Here is a 15,624-nt window from a genome sequence, read left to right on the forward strand (position 1 = left end):
GAACAACGTTCGCAGCCATACGAATTATTAATTTTACAATAAAAATAACAAAAATATACAGAAAAAATCAACAAAAGGCTGAGAAAAGCAAAATCTGACGCAAATCACGAAGAGAACGATTTGTATCCATATACTAGACTCAATGGAATTAAAAATAAAAATACAACCTTAATATATATTAAATTATGCCATTGAACACACAGTGAAGGGATTCTATTGTGACCTCGATGGCAAACCCTTCACCCAATTCAAATTTGGCGCGACGCTCCACACGTCTGGCCTTTCTTATCGCCGGCTTTGCTGGAGCAGCGTGGGCGCCGATTATTCCCTATGTAAAATTTCGATGCGGCTTGAATGACGCTCATCTCGGACTATTACTTCTGTGCCTCGGAATCGGCTCGATCATATTCATGCCAGTAGCTGGTAGCGTGGCAGGTCGCTACGGCTGTCGGCGGATCATCGCGGGCGCGACTTTGGCGATATGCTGCGCCCTCCCCGTGTTAGCGTCTTCTGGCTCGATACCCGTTCTTGCAATTGCCCTGGTCGTATTCGGAGCCGGCGCCGGCTGCATCGATTGCGTAGTCAATGTGCAGGCCGTCATTGTTGAACGCGCGTCCAAACGAACGATGATGTCCGGCTTCCATGGCCTGTTCAGCGTGGGTGGTCTTCTGGGAGCCACAGGGGTCAGCGGCCTGTTAAGTTTGGGATTCTCTCCTGCAAATGCTTCCTTTTGCGTCATTTTCTTATTGCTTCTGAGCGGCGTCCTGACTCTGCCGGGGCTGCTGACAGGACACGCCAATGCTGGAGAGGACATGTCCTTTGCGCTACCGCATGGCGTTGTACTCGCCATTGGCGTCATGTGTTTCGTCGTCTTCCTCACCGAGGGAGCAGCTATCGATTGGAGTGCTGTTTTTCTTGCGACGGAACGCCGAGTTGATGTGCGCTATACAGGATTGGGTTACGTTGCTTTTGCCTGCACAATGACTGTAGGGCGGTTACTGGGCGATCAACTTGTACGCCACGTTTCCGGCCGCTTACTGATCATTGGCGGTAGCCTGTTTGCCGCAACGGGAATGTTGCTCGTTGCAGCAGTTCCTGCATGGCAAATTACATTACTGGGTTACGCCTTTGTAGGCGCGGGATGCGCCAACGTTGTGCCCGTGCTTTATTCTGCCATTGGTCGCCAAAATTATATGCCGAAACATTTGGCCGTTTCCGCAATAACGGCCCTTGGTTACTCCGGCATTCTGACAGGCCCCGCAGGTCTTGGGTTTATCGCCCATTCGACCAGCCTCTCACTCGCCCTCGGGATTGTGAGTGGCCTATTGGCTGTCGTAGCCATCATGGGAATGCTGTTGCCACGCGTTCTGCTGAACGATACCGTCACTTGATATCGATTTGTAAAAAGATAATTTAAAGACTTAAAAAACTTAGAGCCATTACCAGTGCGACAGAGCGTCCGTTAACACTCTCGGCCAGACCACCCGGACGCTCTACACACCAACTTTCCCGTCACCGGCGACTGACAATAAATGCTCATGTTGCGATCAGCCAATTTGAGCAACGACCGCCAGCAGGAGGTCGAAAACATCTCGTATAGCTCGTAACAAGCAGCGAGACGTCGGTTAAAACCAAACGTCCCGCTGTGGCGCGTCAGTGCCTGCCGCCGCCATGCCCACCACCACCTGGGCCGCCTCCGTGGCCGCCACCACCCGGACCACCACCGCGCCCACCTCCGCCGGGGCCGCCACCATGTCCGCCGCCACCGCCGAACCCGCCGCCCGGCCCGCCTCGGCCACCCGGGCCACCACCCGGGTGGCCGCCAAATCCGCGAGGGCCGCCACCACGATACGGTCCGACGCCGTAGCCCGGCCCCCAACCACCGCCCCAGCCACCGCCCCAGCCGCCGCCGCCATAATATCCACCACCGAAATCATCGTAACCGACACCGACGCATCCAGAGAGCATACCAACGAGCCCAAGGGCGGCGACCAGTTTGATCTTTTTGCCAGTCAACACGCTCATTTCGCTTCTCCGTCCACAGAGGCCTGGGCTTCCATAACGCCGAACACAGCGCCTGAGGGATCGGCCAAAATGGCGATCATGCTGTTGTTATGATCAAGATGCGGCTCACTGATCACGCTGCCGCCAAGCTCCACCGCTTTTTTCGCGCTCTCAGCCACATTGTCGACATTGATGAAGCTGATCCAGCGCGCTGGCGCATCGGCGCTCAGACGTGGCGGCAGCGGGTTCACCGTAGCGCGCGCCGAGGCTTGTGAGGAAAGTATGTAGCGCAGAGGGCCTTGCGACTCATCCTGCGTCCGAACCTCGTATGAAAAAAGCTTCTGATAGAAGCCCGTGGCGTCTCTGGGCGCGCGCGTCAGCAACGCATTCCATATCCACTGCCCCTGAACGGCGGGGGCGTCAGAATCTTCCGGGTCGCCGCTGCTGGATTGCACGGCTGCGAACAACCCTCCCTGCGCGTCGGAAATAATCGCTTCGCGACCAATACCGGGAATGTCATGGGGCGCGAACATGATCGATCCACCCCATGTTTTCGCGGTTACAACCAATTGATCGACGCTTGCAGTCGAAATGAAGGGAAGCCACAGCGGGGTGTGCCGCCCATCAAGGGGACGCTCGACCAGTCCAGCAACGCTTTTGCCGTTCACCGTCGCCTGCACGTAACGCCCGACTGAAACCAACGACTCCTTGAACGTCCACCCCAGAAGTTGCCCGTAAAAGCGTTCGGCCTGCACAATGTCAGGCGTGGTCAACTGTGCATATACGAACTTTCCGGGCATCGCCTTGTTCGTCGCAGGGACCGCCAACGGCAGGAAACTGTCTGCCGCGTGTGCGGCGTTAGCCAGACACAACGTTATCCCGACAGGCAGAGACAATACCAAGCGCCGCCAGTCAAACGTCTTCAACGCGCTGGTGGTTTTCCGGGAAAGAACTGGCACAGCAAACGCTCCTGTTTAGCGAACGGTTAGACAGCCTAGACGATACGCCGACCTTATCCAGTCGTTAGCTAGACTCAAAATCTATCATGGTCGCAGCCTGCTACAAAACGCGCTTCGGATTAGCTCGTATTGATGCGGCCAATCGACAGATTTTTAGTCGCTTTCCAGAAGTATGCACAACACAAATCCTCGCAGATATTTTATCAATATAATCGAGAAAAAACGGGGATTTTATCTGATTCTACCGTTTATTGTTACAGTTATTTTTAAATTTCTAGATTTTTATATCTATCGGAATAATATGCACCAGAACCAGGAGCGCCTCGCCACAACGGAAGAGCTTCCTCCAAAGAAGCCGACACACACTTTAGCTCATCATTCGATGGGGAGTATTCAGCCTTCTCACCAAGATAGGTTAATATTTTCCAAAATTTAGCGAATTTTGGGTCAAGAATAAGTGAGACTCTTATTGTCTCATCGTTAATTACCTCATCTATCGCATAAGCGACAGCTTCAAAATTCCCTTTTCTTAAAACAAGAGTACGCATACCAACGACGGGGCTGGTTTTTGTCCACATTATTACAACCCCCTGGTCCGATTCCATCGCAGGCCTAACTTCTGGCTTTTTCATCGGATACGGGTTGTCCAATTTTCCCCAAATCATTCCTTGCGCAAGGCGCCACTTCATCTGGTTACTTTCTTTTTTTCGAGTTATGCCGAGCAACGATCTATTTTAAGTTTCTGGCCACCACCCCAAAACTCACAGTTAAGTTATAATATTGACATCCCCTGCTCTCTTATTGACTACTTCAAACATAAGTTATCCATAGAGAATTTAGAAGAATTATGCGTCAATACATCAGGTTCAGAACTCAGAACAAGAACAAGAACAAGAACAAGAACAAGAACAAGAAGGTTGCAGCGAGGCAGATTGCCGAGAAGAAGACGGTCGGGCATCTGTCATAGCGTGTTGCGACCCACCCCCAGTCTTTGAGCCTGCTGAACATGATCTCGATACGGTTGGGTCGTTTGTATTTCCGTTTGTCGTATTTTACCGGTTTCCCGTGGGATTTCCGTCCCGGAATGCAGGGCTTGATCCCTTTCTCCTCTAGGGCACTCCCGATCCAGTTATCGTCATAGCCCCGGTCTGTCAGCATCCAGTCGGCTGGTGGGAGACTGTCCGGATGGGCAGCGGCGCCGACGTAATCACTGATCTGACCTGCTGTCATGAAGAAGTCGAGCGGACGTCCGTTCCGGTCGCTGACGGCTATTCGCATCCCGCCTTTGGTGGCCCAATCAGACGGCCTGGAGCCCCTTTTTCAACCGCAGGCTCGAAGCTGTGCGATGTGCCTTGAGATAGGTCGCATCAATTATGATTGTCTGAAGCTCCACCTTGCCGGTAGCCAGTCCTTCCATCATGCGGATGAATATTCCCATGGCACTCTAGCGCTTCCAGCGGTTGTCGAGCGTCTTGTGTGGACCGTATTCCCGGGGTGCATCAGCCAGCGCAGACCTTTTCGGTTCACGAAAATGATCCCGCTCAACACACGACGGTCATCAACGCGAGGTTTGCCATGGCTCTTCGGGAAAAAGGGTCGCAGACGATCCATCTGCTCGCCCGTCAGCCAATACAGGTCTCTCATCTTCAGTTTCCTCAAGGAGCCTGAATCACATCCTGCTGCCCACATCAATGGATCCTGAGCCTAAAGCAAATATCTTAACAATCTGATCCTCTTAAAATGTCAAAAAAATTACCAAAAAACTGCCACTACAGATATTTATATATATCTCCCCCAAGGTCATTACTATCACCGTGAATTTCTCGGCCCGTTTTTTTTAAAAAATCGATTATACGCAACCCCACTTGTACCCTCTCATTCATAATATCTACACCTACCTGTACCTGTTCATCCGATTCATCTTCGGGATTGTAGCTTTCTCCTAATTTTTTGAACTTGATCACCAAATCTCTGTGCTCTCTCCACAAATAAACAGAGATTATTTCCCCCTCATCTTTTGGCATGTTTGTGTACGGAATTTTTACCGTTGGTTTTTGCATTTTTTACCCACCTTAGGGTCTTTTAAAGGTGTAATTATTGGATAATAAAGAAAATCGTCACTAAATTAAGTCCCCTCACCAATGCGGCGAGGGGCCCTTAACAATCTCCGCCAGATCAGCCGGACGCACCCACTTCCTGAACGCCGCCTGCACGTCCGCCGCGGTCGCATCGTAATACTTACGCGCGGCAATATCAGGCGTGTTCAGCGGTAGACCGAGTTGCGTCAGATGCAAATATTCCCCGGCGATAGCGCCTAGGCTGGCACGCGCCAGAGGCAGGCTGCGCAGCAACGCCGATTTCGCCAGCACCAGTTCATCGTCCGTCACAGGCGCCGTCTGCATCGCCTTGATGTCGCGCATCGCGGCCTCACGAGCCGGACCGACCTTGTCCGGGTCGGCGCCATAAGACACGGAGTACGCGCCGCGTGTGCGTCCCCATTCGAAACTGCTGCTCACCGAATAGACATATCCGGTTTTCACGCGCAGATCGCGATACAGGCGCGATGAGAACCCGCCACCCAGAACCTCGTTCCCAAGCGTCAGGAAGAAATGATCGGGGTTCGCGGCGGTAAGCCCCAGGCTCTCCGGCAGGATCACCGTATCCTGCACATTGCTCTTGTCCGGCACATTGGCGCGCGACGTCTTGCTGTCGGGGCGCGTCGGCAGATCGACCTGCGGCTTCGGCCCTTCCGCCGCCCAGCCACCGAACGTCTTCTCCACGACTTCACGCGCCTGCTCGGGCGTCACGTCGCCGGTGACGACGATGGTCGTCAGGTCCGGACGCCACGCGGCTTTATAATACGCATGCACGTCATCAAGTTTTAGCGCCATAATCGTCTGCGGCGTAGCCTGTCGCAGGGTCGGATCATGCGGAGGCGAGATCGCGGCTTCCACGGCGCGGTCAAACAGATATCCCGGCGACTGAAGCTGCCCTTCCTGCTCCTGCGCGGTCTGCTGGCGCACGATCTGGAAGTATTGTTCCGGGAACGCCGGATGCAGTTCATTTTCGGCGAGCAGCGCCATACCTTCCGCGAACTTCGAAGACGGCACGCGAAGGGAGAATCCTGCGCCCGCGCTTTCCCACGCAGGCACTTCGTCGAGCGCCTTGCGGAAGGCCAGACGGTCATGGCTTGTGGTGCCATAGCTGAACAACGTTTCAGTAATATCCGCGACGCCTTCCTTACCCTTTGGCTCCTGAAGATCAGAGTTGCCGCGCACCATCCCGTTGACTTCAACCGTCTGGCTGACATGCGCCGGATGTACGATCAGGGTCAGACCATTCGGCAACGTGGACACGACCGGGGCGAGCGCGGGCGGCGGCACATCGAGTTTTTTCAGCGCGGCTTCCGCCCAGTCGGGCAGCTTCACCGGCTTGTCAGGAGCGGAGGCGAAGGACTCCGCCCCGCCGAACCCGCCGCCTGCGACCGGCTTGCCGGAGTTTTCGGGCGTCAGGATCGCCGTCACGGCCCGCGCGGGGTCAAGAAGCTTCTGCGCCAGTGCATTGACCGCCTCCGGCGTCACTGCGTTATAGGCGGCGATCATGTCGTCTGGTGCGGACAACCCCTTGAAGGCCAGCGCCTGAGACCAGCTTTCGGCCAGACCGCTGACAGAATTGGCGGTAAAGCCAAGCTGCGCAATCTCCTTGCGCTTGGCGGCCTCGACCAGATCGGCGGGAACCCCGTGCTGACGGATGTCCGCCAGAACGTCGCGCATATAACCGAGCGCCTTGTTGGAATCTCCGCCTTTGGGGAATCCTGCGAGCGCCAGTCCGAATCCTGTCTGTTTTTTCGGAGCGAATTCAAAACTGGCGAACAGCGCCTTGCCGGTCGGGCCGAGCTGATAAAGCGCCCCACGCTGGCTCGCCAGCACGTCGGACAGGATATCGGCGGCGGCGAACTCCTTCGCCGTCAGGCCGGGCATCGGAAACGCTATGGTGGCGAAGCCGATCGGGTAATCCGTAGGAAACGACAGGGTGCGGGCTGGCGCTGGCGCGGGAGAAACCGGTTTGCGTTCCGGCAGCGTTTTGCGCGGAATGGCGCCGAAGATCGATTTGACCTTCTCCAGAGTCGCCTGCGGATCGACATCGCCCGCGATCACAAGGATCGCATTGTTCGGCGCATACCATTTCTCGTAGAAATCACGCAGAAGCTTTGCGTCAGTCTTGTCGAAAGACGGCCGCGTTCCCAACGCATCGTGCGCATAGGGCGTGTCCTGGAAAAGGATCGACTGAAGCTGCGAGATATAGCGGTAAGCCGGACTTGAAAGATCCCGCGAAACCTCCTGCTCAATCGCGCCGCGCTCCTTGTCCCAGTCCGCCTGCGAGAGAGTCAGACCGTTCATACGCAACGCCTCGATGCGCAACGTGACGTCCAGATCCTCGGCGGGGGCCGTGTAGAAATACTGGGTCACGTCCTCGGTCGTGTCAGCGTTGTAACTGCCGCCCAGACGTGCGCCCAGCGCCGCGAGCTGATCCTTGTCGAGCCCGTCGGAGCCGCGGAACATCATGTGCTCAAGGGCGTGCGCCGTTCCGGGGAAACCGTCCGGCGCTTCGGCAGAGCCGACCAGATAGTTCAGTTCCGTGGTGACGACGGGAGCCAGACGATCCGGCACGATGACGACGCGTAATCCGTTGGGCAACGTCGCCTGCAACGCGCGGTCGGCGCTGGTGGCGAGAGGCGCCGCCTGTGATGCGCCCGCCATAAAAGGGCTGGTCGCCACGGCGCAAACAGCGCCCTGGCCGACAAGGGCGGCGCCAGACAGCAGCGCAGCGCGCAACAAGGGATGAACCGCGTGCGGAAAGCGAAAGGTCATGACGTGAGCTAATCCCTCTACCTGTAGCGGCAGGGATCATGCAGCCTCACGGCCACGCTGTCACCTTGGCGCGCGGGCGGTCGGGCAGCTGCGGCGTACGCCGCGCCCCCCCAGATAGGTCAACAACGGCAGTGAAAGGCGTAACAGGCCCGGCGCAAGCATGCAGAGCTTCCCGAACAGCCCGTCGAGCGCGGGCCTGAACCGCTCTCCCCCGGGTCGCCTCAGCGTTTCCATGACGGTGGCGGCGATTTCTTCGGGGCGAGCTGGCGCGCTGACATAGTTCAGCACCGATCCTCCACCCGCCATTTCGTCTCGCAGCATGGTCGTATCGACGGCGCCGGGGAAGATCGACGACACGGCGATTTTTCTACGTCGCGCCTCCAGCGACAGAGAGAGCGCGAAACTACGCAAACCCGCCTTGGTCGCGGCGTACACGGCGCTTCCGGCAAGCGGCATGACCGCCGCCATCGAATTGATGAACACGACATGGCCCCCGCACGGAATCGACGCCATCAGCCGCGAGGTGAGCAATATAGGGGCCACGAGATTGACCGAGACCTGTCGTTCAACGTCGTCCTGCCTCAGCGCATCGACTGCAGCAGGCGTGATGACCCCCGCGCAATGAATCAGGACATTAACGTTCTTGCCCGCAGCGACCAGCTGCTCCGCGGCAGAAACAATCTGCGCCGTGTCCGTAAGATCGCACGGCATATGCGAAACGCCCTCACGGACAAGCGCAGGAGGTGAACGACGGGACACGACGACGACGTCATAGCCCGCATCCGCCAGACGCGAAGCGATCACGGCGCCGATTCCGCCAGACCCACCCGTCACAACAGCCAATGGCCGTTCGCTTCTTCCGTCCTCCCGGGCCGTGGCCATATCCATATCCCTGCTCGCGCCCCGCGGTCATTCGACGCCGCAAACCCGCCTTACCCCGGAGTGTTTACGACCAAGAAGGTCATCGCGGTATCGTGCAACGCGATACAGCCCCATGAAATTTCGTCAACCTTCCGAAGCAGAGGAAGGAATGGAGGCGACGACCCCGTTTGCGTGCAGTTCTTTCCACATCGCCAGACGCGCCTCATTCGAAACTGCGCCGACGTTTCTTGGAGACTGCGTCCGGCCGGACGCGCTCAATGTCACGGTTTTGCCCGAGATGCTGGAAACGGAAACCGTGGGAGCCGGCGTTTTCAACAGATCAGGCACCCCAGCCAGAGCGGAAGACATGACGCCTATCGCCTTGACCAGATCCGTGCCCAGAGGCAGGTCCACCGCCACCGAAAGAGAACCTGTCGGGTGGCCAAGCGTTGCGTTTCGCACTGCGGAGGTGATGAACTGCGAATTCGGCACGATCATCGTCGACCCGTCCGCAAGCCCAATATCCGTCGAACGTACGCTGATCCGTTTGATGTCGCCCACCGTTCCTCCGATCTCCACCAGATCGCCGATCGTCACCGGACGTTCGGCCAGAAGAATGATGCCGGACACAAAGTTCTGCACGATCGATTGCAGACCGAAGCCGATGCCCACCGAGAGCGCGCTGACTACCCATGTCATGCTCTTCACCGTGATCCCGATCGACGACAGAACCGTCAGCCCGACGAGAATCCAGGCGGTGTAGGTGAAGATGCTGACGATGGACGTCTGCGCGCCAAGGTCGAGACGCGTTCTCGGAAAGAGCCTTGTCCGCAGCCACCCCTGAAACGCCTTGATGACGTAGTGGCCGGCTACCGGCGCTACGAGACAGATCAGCACTGTGTCGAAAGAGAATGTAACGCCGCCGATGTTCGGCCCGACGACGAGCTGCCCCACGTTTACAGCAGTCTGCTGAAGGTCGAAGTTTCCGGCGGACTGCGCCACCGCGATCGCGACGAACGCCAGAAAGACGCTGATCAGGCCGGTCGCCAGCACGCTGCCCAGATCGATGACCCGATGCGGGACGCCCAGCCGTGTCAGCCTCCAGCCGAGGGAGGAAGACGAAACGAACACCGTCTCCCCAAGGTTCTGCGCCAGCATGAAAACCAGCCCTAGAACTGTCAGGGCGGCCGCCATTGAGCACAACCAGGACACCGTCGTGTACGCAAGCGGGATGTAACCGCAAGCAACAGCCAGAAAACAGAAAGCCGCCACGATAGTAGCCAAAGTGCGAGCAAGTCGTCCGATGCTGGCTGTCCTCAACTCGATCAACGTTCCCGGCGCTTCATCCGGCTCCTGCCCATCCTCGCCCGGCAGACTGCGGACAATCGCACGGGGAATCATGATGAGCAGCGGCGCTGCGACGAAAACGAAGATGGCGTCCAGCACCTGCACACCCAGAGAACCAAGTCCGCTGGCCAAGTCGACATACCGCAAGACGCCTTTGAGCACGGGCAACGTTGCGAACCAGATCGCCAGCGGCACGAGAGCCCGCGCAGCCTCGTCATTCAGCGGCGCAATCCGCCATTCTGTCTGTCGCGGAGAGAGGATGGCGGCTGCGACCCCAAGCAACGCCGCCGCCATAGGCAATTGGGCGCCGACCATATCCGCGAAAGAATCGAGGTCCGTGCCCTCGAGGTCGTCTCCCCCCGTCAGCCCGAGCCAGAAGACGCCGGACGCCGCCATGGCGCAGGCAAGCGACACGACCATCAGCATCAACGCCGAGGCCAAACGTCTGTCCTTTCCGTCGCGCAAGATACGGGCCGCAGCTCGCCGTATCTGCCGCGCGAGCGCGAACGGAGCGCACAGCAAACATGCAGCGGCTACGATCCCCACGAGAAAAAAGGTCAGGCGACCTCTTTTCGTGGCGTCCACAACGCTTTCGCCAATTTCGTTGGACAATTGCAGCGCCCGTCCGGTGTCAGCGGAAAATTCGCCCCGCAGCCGCCCCCAGAAACCCGCGCCAAGAGGAGACTGAAAACGTTGCGTCAGCAACGCCTGCTGCACGGCATCGGTACGCTGCCCTAAAGCGACTACAAGTTGATGCGCCTCGAGCGCATACAGTCGTGCGCGCATCAAGCGACCTGAAAGATCGCCCTTCCCTTTCAGGAGCCTGTCCCTTTGGGCGGTGATCGCTGGAGAAGCGTCGGTCTCCCCCTTGCCCGGCGCGGGGCCGAGAAGCGCCAGAAAACTCTGGTAGATCTTCTCGTAAGGCTCCAGCCGCGCGACCATGGCGTTCGCGCTGGTTTCAGCCTTGTCAGCGCGGCGCTCCAGATCCGCGACCTCCGCCGCCCCGCGCATCGCGTGGGAATCCACCCGCGTCCTGAAAATCTGCTCGATCGAGGCCTCAAGAGCATTCAGATCGGCGTCGGAGACGACCGCCGAAGGCGCCGCAATCAGCGAATCCGCGCCCGGCGTCAGGTACCCGGTCGCCGAACCGGACGAACCAGAAGCGACCGATCCCGCCAAGGCTGACGGACTCGAATTCTGCTGCGCCCGAGCCACCAGAGGGCAAACGACGAGAGCCACGATCAGAAGCGTGGCCGAGCCAGAGCGCCAACACCAAAAGCTTTTTTCTTTCAATGACATAGGCTTTCCTGAAAAATCCCCTTTGCCGGCCACAGGCGACCGGGCGAACGAGCGCCCGGCCTTTGGGGAAGCGATCTCCATCCGGCAGAATTCTGTCGAGGCAGCGCAGCGCCTCCATCCGACACGATCAGCCCAACATGGCTATTTCCGGGTCGATCCGGAGCGCAAGCCACTTGTAAACAGAAGCGGGTCATTTTCATGGCCACGGACATCGGCCATCATGGTCGCATCCCTGCGCAACTCACGCGCATAACGCGACCGGATCGACTTCGGCGCACATTAATACGGTCTGGCCTGACAGCCCGACGCAACCCCGTGGCCCATCCGCACAGGAAGCCGGGCCGCCTGCAGGACGACTTTATGGATCGATCTTCCTCCGCCCGTGAGATGACGTTTCGCGGCCTTGTCATCGGCGCCCTGATCACCGTTGTTTTCACGGCGTCGAACACCTACCTGGGGCTCCGGATCGGACTCACCTTCTCCTCGTCGATCCCGGCAGCCGTCATATCGATGGCGGTGCTCCGCGTGCTCGGCGGCGGAACGATCCTCGAAAACAATATGGTGCAGAGTCAGGCGTCGGCGGCTGTGGCCATAGCCACCGTTTTCGCCTCCTTCCCGGCTCTTGTCCTGCTCGGTTTCTGGGCGCATTTTCCGTATCTCGAAACGTTCGGATTGACTGCGGCCGGGGGCATGACCGGGGTGCTCTTCACCATTCCCCTTCGTCGAGCCCTGGTGAACGAAAGCCCGCTTCCCTACCCGGAAGGCGTCGCCGCCGCCGAAATCCTGCGCGTCGGCTCCGCCGCCGATGGAGCGCGCGCCAACGCACGAAGCCTGTCCATGTTGATCAGCGGCGCCGTGGCGTCCGGCGTCTTCTCCTTCGCCAGCGGCGGCCTGAGGCTTATCTCCGACGGAGCAACGGCGGTTTTTAGTCTGGGCTCTTCCGTCTTCAAACTTTCCACCGGGTTTTCTCTGGCGCTGCTTGGCGCCGGGTATCTCGTCGGCATCGCCGGCGGCGTCGCCATGCTGGTCGGATATGCACTGTCATGGCTGGTCGCAACGCCTCTCCTGACCGCATACACGCCCAATCTCGATCATCTTGCTCCAGCGGCGTTCGCAACCTCCGTGTGGGTCCACAAGGTCCGGTTCATCGGCGCCGGAGCAATCGCGCTGGCGTCAGTCTGCACACTTGCGGAGCTCGCCGGGCCGGTCCTTCGCGGCGTGCGAGACGCCCTGGCGTCAAAGGTCGGCGCGCACCCGGACGAACGCGACCTCTCCCCCCGCGCCATCGCCATTATCGGCGCCGGGGTCACCGTTGTTCTCGCCGCATCGCTCACTTCGTTTCTTGCGCCATCGACGCATTCCGTCGTGCTGCCGGTCATCGTCGGCACTGGATTCATGATCATCTTCGGCTTTCTGACCGCCGCGACCTGCGGTTACATGGCCGGACTGGTGGGGTCGTCGTCCTCACCTATCTCCGGCATCGTAATCATCGCCACCGTGCTGATCTCCTCCATATTTCTCCTTCTTGAGGCCATGGGCCTGACGCCCGCGATTTTTTCGGAGAACCACCACCACGTCGCCATCGCATTCGCCATCGCCGTGCTTTCGGCGATCGTGGCGTCGGCGGCGATCTCCAACGACAACCTTCAGGATCTCAAGACCGGGCAACTGGTCGGCGCGTCTCCGTGGAAGCAGGAAGCGGCGCTCCTCATCGGGTGCGTGATCGGGGCGCTGGTCATCCCGCCCATCCTCAACCTTCTCTATCAGGCCTACGGTTTCGCAGGCGCGATGCCGCGTCCCGGCATGGATCCGTCCCGCGCTCTGGCGGCGCCGCAGCCAGCGATCATCGCAATGATCGCATCCGGCATTTTCGAGCGTAATCTGGACTGGAGCATGATCCTGACGGGGCTCGCCGTCGGCGCTGTTCTGGTGATCGTCGACCGTTTTCTGCGCCGCAGAAAACTCTCCCTGCCACCGCTCGCCGTCGGTATCGGCCTCTATCTGCCGCCGTCGGTCTCCACGACGCTCGCCGTCGGCGCCTTTCTGGGATGGTTGCTGAAACGACGCGGCGCAAGCGCGGACAAGGAAGCGGGCGCCGGGACGATGCTCGCCTCTGGCCTGATCGTCGGCGAAAGTTTGACAGGCGTGGCTATGGCTGCTGTCTCCGGCGCTACGGGTCGAGACGACGTGCTTGCGATCGTCGGGCCGGGTTTCGCCCAGTGGGGCACAATCATCGGCGTCGTCGCATTCATAGGCGTCTGCATCTGGTTTGTTCGCCGGGTGCAGCGCGAAGATTCCATTGCACAAAAAACCGCCTGAACGTCCGCGTTGGGGATGGCGTCCGCCGAGTGAACGGCACGCGCAAAATTCTGATCTGAATACCAATCAATCTTGATCGGCCTTTGACATCCCCAATCGCTGATACAGCTGGACAGCTCCCGAGGGGTTGCTGTCCTCAACTTTCAGAGCGAACTTTGTGGCTCCTCGATCACGAAAAACATTGCAGGCGTGAAGAAAGAGCGCTCGGCCAAGACCTCTTCGGCGCCACTCGCCCACCACCAGATCTTTTAAAAACGAAGATGTCCAGCAATGGGCGACCCCGATAATCTCTCCTCGCGCATCCGCCGCCAAGAAGAAAAGGGCCGGCTCATACTCAGGATCGTCGCGTAAAGCAGTCCACCAGCGGTCAAAGTCTCCCACACGGCCGCCACCGTTTTTGTAAGCTTCCGTCAAAAGAGCATGTGCGGACTTGCTGTGCTTCTCGGCCTCGAAGGGTTCTAATCGACTTCCAGCAGGCCAAACCGGGACCGGCAGCTGTTCCAGCAGACCTAATTTCAGCTGGGTATAAAGCGGATCATTCATCACGCCGCAATAGTAAGGCGCCGCTCTCCATTTCAAAAATAAAACGGTTATCTTTAGAGAGGAGCACCAGCATCCGGTCTCCGATTGCGGCCATCGGTTCATAAAAAGCTGGCCTTTTCGAACCCTCACCGCCCAACCGACGTCAGTTGGACAGCGGAATCGTCGATGACTGTCGCGGCGCCATATACAGACTCTGGTACATGGTCAGCTTCGGTATGACCGAATTCGCAAGCGGCGGTGTGTAGGTATAGGTCACTTCACCCAGAATGACGGCGCTCGTCGTCGTCGACGTGCCACTTGGCAGAGTCACCGAAGACCCGGTCGCACGCGGCGTCGCATTCAGCCCCTTGCTCCATACGATCGTTGCATCGCCGGATGTGCTGACGCTGACCTCTGACACAATCAATTGCGCCGTCGCCACCGAATAGGGCTGCAACACAAGTTCCGACGCCTGCAGAACCAGATCGGCGTCACTGTCGCTCATCGACGTGTACTGAGTCGCAAGATTCGCGATCGTATGCGCAACAGTCGTGACCTTGCGAGAGACGGTCAGCGCGTCTTCAAGCTCGTAAGCCCCCACCATAAGGAGGATGAGCACAGGCGCAGCCAGCGCGAACTCGATCGCCGCGACGCCGCTCCGGGCTGAACGAAACGCGACAAGAAACTCGCGCCACGTCACGACGACGGCTCCACCTTGATCACCACGGTGGAGACCAGAAGCTTCGTCCCGTTGGGCATGTTCGAAGGCGAAAAACCATCCATGCCGCTGATGACCGGCAACATATACATAAGCTGGAGCACAACGATTCCGCCTGGCGCGCCGGGATCATAGGACCAGGAGTTTGACACCTGCCCCGACGCGTTGAACGTAATGTTTGGCGCCGCGGCGTCGATATCGGAGTAACTGGCGACGGCCTGCACATTCACCATCAGATTGTCGCAGGTCATGTAGGACGGAAGCATCCCGCAAGCTAGGCTTTTGAACGCCGATCCCTGACCAGAGGCCGGGGCCTGCCCGGTCAGGATAAGCCGCGACGCTTCTTCCGCCACGGCGTCGAGGGTAGCCTGCGAAAAGTAGATGAAGCTGATGACGACTGTGGCGACAATCAAGGTCAGGAAAGGCAGAGCGACCATCGCGAACTCTACCGCTGCGGCCCCGCTGCGATCCGCCAGAAACGCCGGGCGTCTGAGAGCGTCGAACCTGATTTGCGCCCGGAAGCGCCGAATCAACGTCCCGCTTAACGACTGTAAATGTCTGACGGCCTCGATCACTGGCTCCATCCATGGCGGCGCATCAGGCAGACACGTTCATGCTCACATCGCCGCGTAACCATCGGTCAGGCATCGCGGATTCGACGCAGGCGGGCCGATGAACGACGGCTCGATGCAGGACCCTGACATTCTCGTATTAACGACGGGTT

14 protein-coding genes are annotated in these 15,624 nt (G+C 58.6%); 2 read left to right on the top strand and 12 right to left on the bottom strand.

The genetic code is table 11. The features are described 5' to 3' along the window. Positions 1-227: 227 nt before the first annotated feature. Positions 228-1,391, top strand: a complete 1,164-nt coding sequence (locus tag G442_RS0101855) for an MFS transporter (protein ID WP_026396616.1) — start codon at positions 228-230, stop codon at positions 1,389-1,391. A gap of 262 nt (positions 1,392-1,653) precedes the next feature. On the opposite strand, the gene G442_RS25855 is transcribed toward G442_RS0101855, so the two are convergent. The 9 genes from G442_RS25855 to G442_RS20430 all read right to left on the bottom strand — a co-directional run bounded on the left by G442_RS25855 (position 1,654) and on the right by G442_RS20430 (position 11,341). Then, positions 1,654-2,025, bottom strand: coding sequence for a hypothetical protein (locus G442_RS25855; RefSeq protein ID WP_161628314.1), 372 nt, complete (start codon positions 2,023-2,025; stop codon positions 1,654-1,656). Beyond that, a complete protein-coding gene (locus tag G442_RS0101865; RefSeq protein WP_246789291.1) occupies positions 2,022-2,963 on the bottom strand; it encodes a VOC family protein in 942 nt (313 codons plus the stop codon). The genes G442_RS25855 and G442_RS0101865 overlap by 4 nt, the downstream gene beginning before the upstream one ends. Positions 2,964-3,229: 266 nt before the next feature. After that, complete coding sequence (locus tag G442_RS0101870; protein WP_026396619.1) at positions 3,230-3,652, bottom strand: hypothetical protein; 423 nt, start codon at positions 3,650-3,652, stop codon at positions 3,230-3,232. Between the two features lie 184 nt (positions 3,653-3,836). Continuing rightward, positions 3,837-4,241 carry an IS5/IS1182 family transposase gene (locus G442_RS26530; RefSeq protein ID WP_026396620.1) on the bottom strand — a complete coding sequence of 135 codons (405 nt, stop codon included), beginning with the start codon at positions 4,239-4,241 and terminating at the stop codon, positions 3,837-3,839. 138 nt (positions 4,242-4,379) lie between these two features. After that, positions 4,380-4,652: a transposase gene (locus tag G442_RS26535; RefSeq protein ID WP_371863389.1), complete on the bottom strand. Its 273-nt coding sequence runs from the start codon at positions 4,650-4,652 to the stop codon at positions 4,380-4,382. Positions 4,653-4,732: 80 nt separating this feature from the next. Next, positions 4,733-5,023, bottom strand: coding sequence for a hypothetical protein (locus tag G442_RS0101885; RefSeq protein ID WP_146882090.1), 291 nt, complete (start codon positions 5,021-5,023; stop codon positions 4,733-4,735). Between the two features lie 75 nt (positions 5,024-5,098). Beyond that, positions 5,099-7,723: a M16 family metallopeptidase gene (locus tag G442_RS0101890; protein WP_246789303.1), complete on the bottom strand. Its 2,625-nt coding sequence runs from the start codon at positions 7,721-7,723 to the stop codon at positions 5,099-5,101. Between the two features lie 171 nt (positions 7,724-7,894). Further along, positions 7,895-8,716: an SDR family NAD(P)-dependent oxidoreductase gene (locus G442_RS0101895; RefSeq protein WP_084440322.1), complete on the bottom strand. Its 822-nt coding sequence runs from the start codon at positions 8,714-8,716 to the stop codon at positions 7,895-7,897. Positions 8,717-8,839: 123 nt separating this feature from the next. Then, positions 8,840-11,341: a mechanosensitive ion channel family protein gene (locus G442_RS20430; protein ID WP_084440323.1), complete on the bottom strand. Its 2,502-nt coding sequence runs from the start codon at positions 11,339-11,341 to the stop codon at positions 8,840-8,842. Between the two features lie 360 nt (positions 11,342-11,701). On the opposite strand from G442_RS20430, the gene G442_RS0101905 reads away from it, so the two are divergent. Then, positions 11,702-13,660, top strand: a complete 1,959-nt coding sequence (locus G442_RS0101905; protein ID WP_026396624.1) for an OPT family oligopeptide transporter — start codon at positions 11,702-11,704, stop codon at positions 13,658-13,660. A 66-nt stretch (positions 13,661-13,726) separates the two neighbouring features. Here G442_RS0101905 and G442_RS0101910 read toward each other — a convergent pair whose 3' ends face one another. From G442_RS0101910 to G442_RS0101920, 3 genes are read right to left on the bottom strand one after another with little or no spacing between them, the layout of a single operon-like run. Beyond that, positions 13,727-14,305 (bottom strand): GNAT family N-acetyltransferase, encoded by a 579-nt coding sequence (locus G442_RS0101910; protein WP_084440289.1) that lies wholly within the window; start codon positions 14,303-14,305, stop codon positions 13,727-13,729. Positions 14,306-14,345: 40 nt separating this feature from the next. Then, complete coding sequence (locus tag G442_RS20435) at positions 14,346-14,882, bottom strand: TadE/TadG family type IV pilus assembly protein (protein ID WP_051291805.1); 537 nt, start codon at positions 14,880-14,882, stop codon at positions 14,346-14,348. Further along, positions 14,879-15,475, bottom strand: a complete 597-nt coding sequence (locus tag G442_RS0101920; protein ID WP_051291863.1) for a TadE/TadG family type IV pilus assembly protein — start codon at positions 15,473-15,475, stop codon at positions 14,879-14,881. Before G442_RS0101920 ends, G442_RS20435 begins: the two co-directional genes overlap by 4 nt. Positions 15,476-15,624: the final 149 nt, after the last annotated feature.

The sequence above is a fragment of the Acetobacter nitrogenifigens DSM 23921 = NBRC 105050 genome, assembly GCF_000429165.1.
GTDB lineage: Bacteria > Pseudomonadota > Alphaproteobacteria > Acetobacterales > Acetobacteraceae > Acetobacter > Acetobacter nitrogenifigens.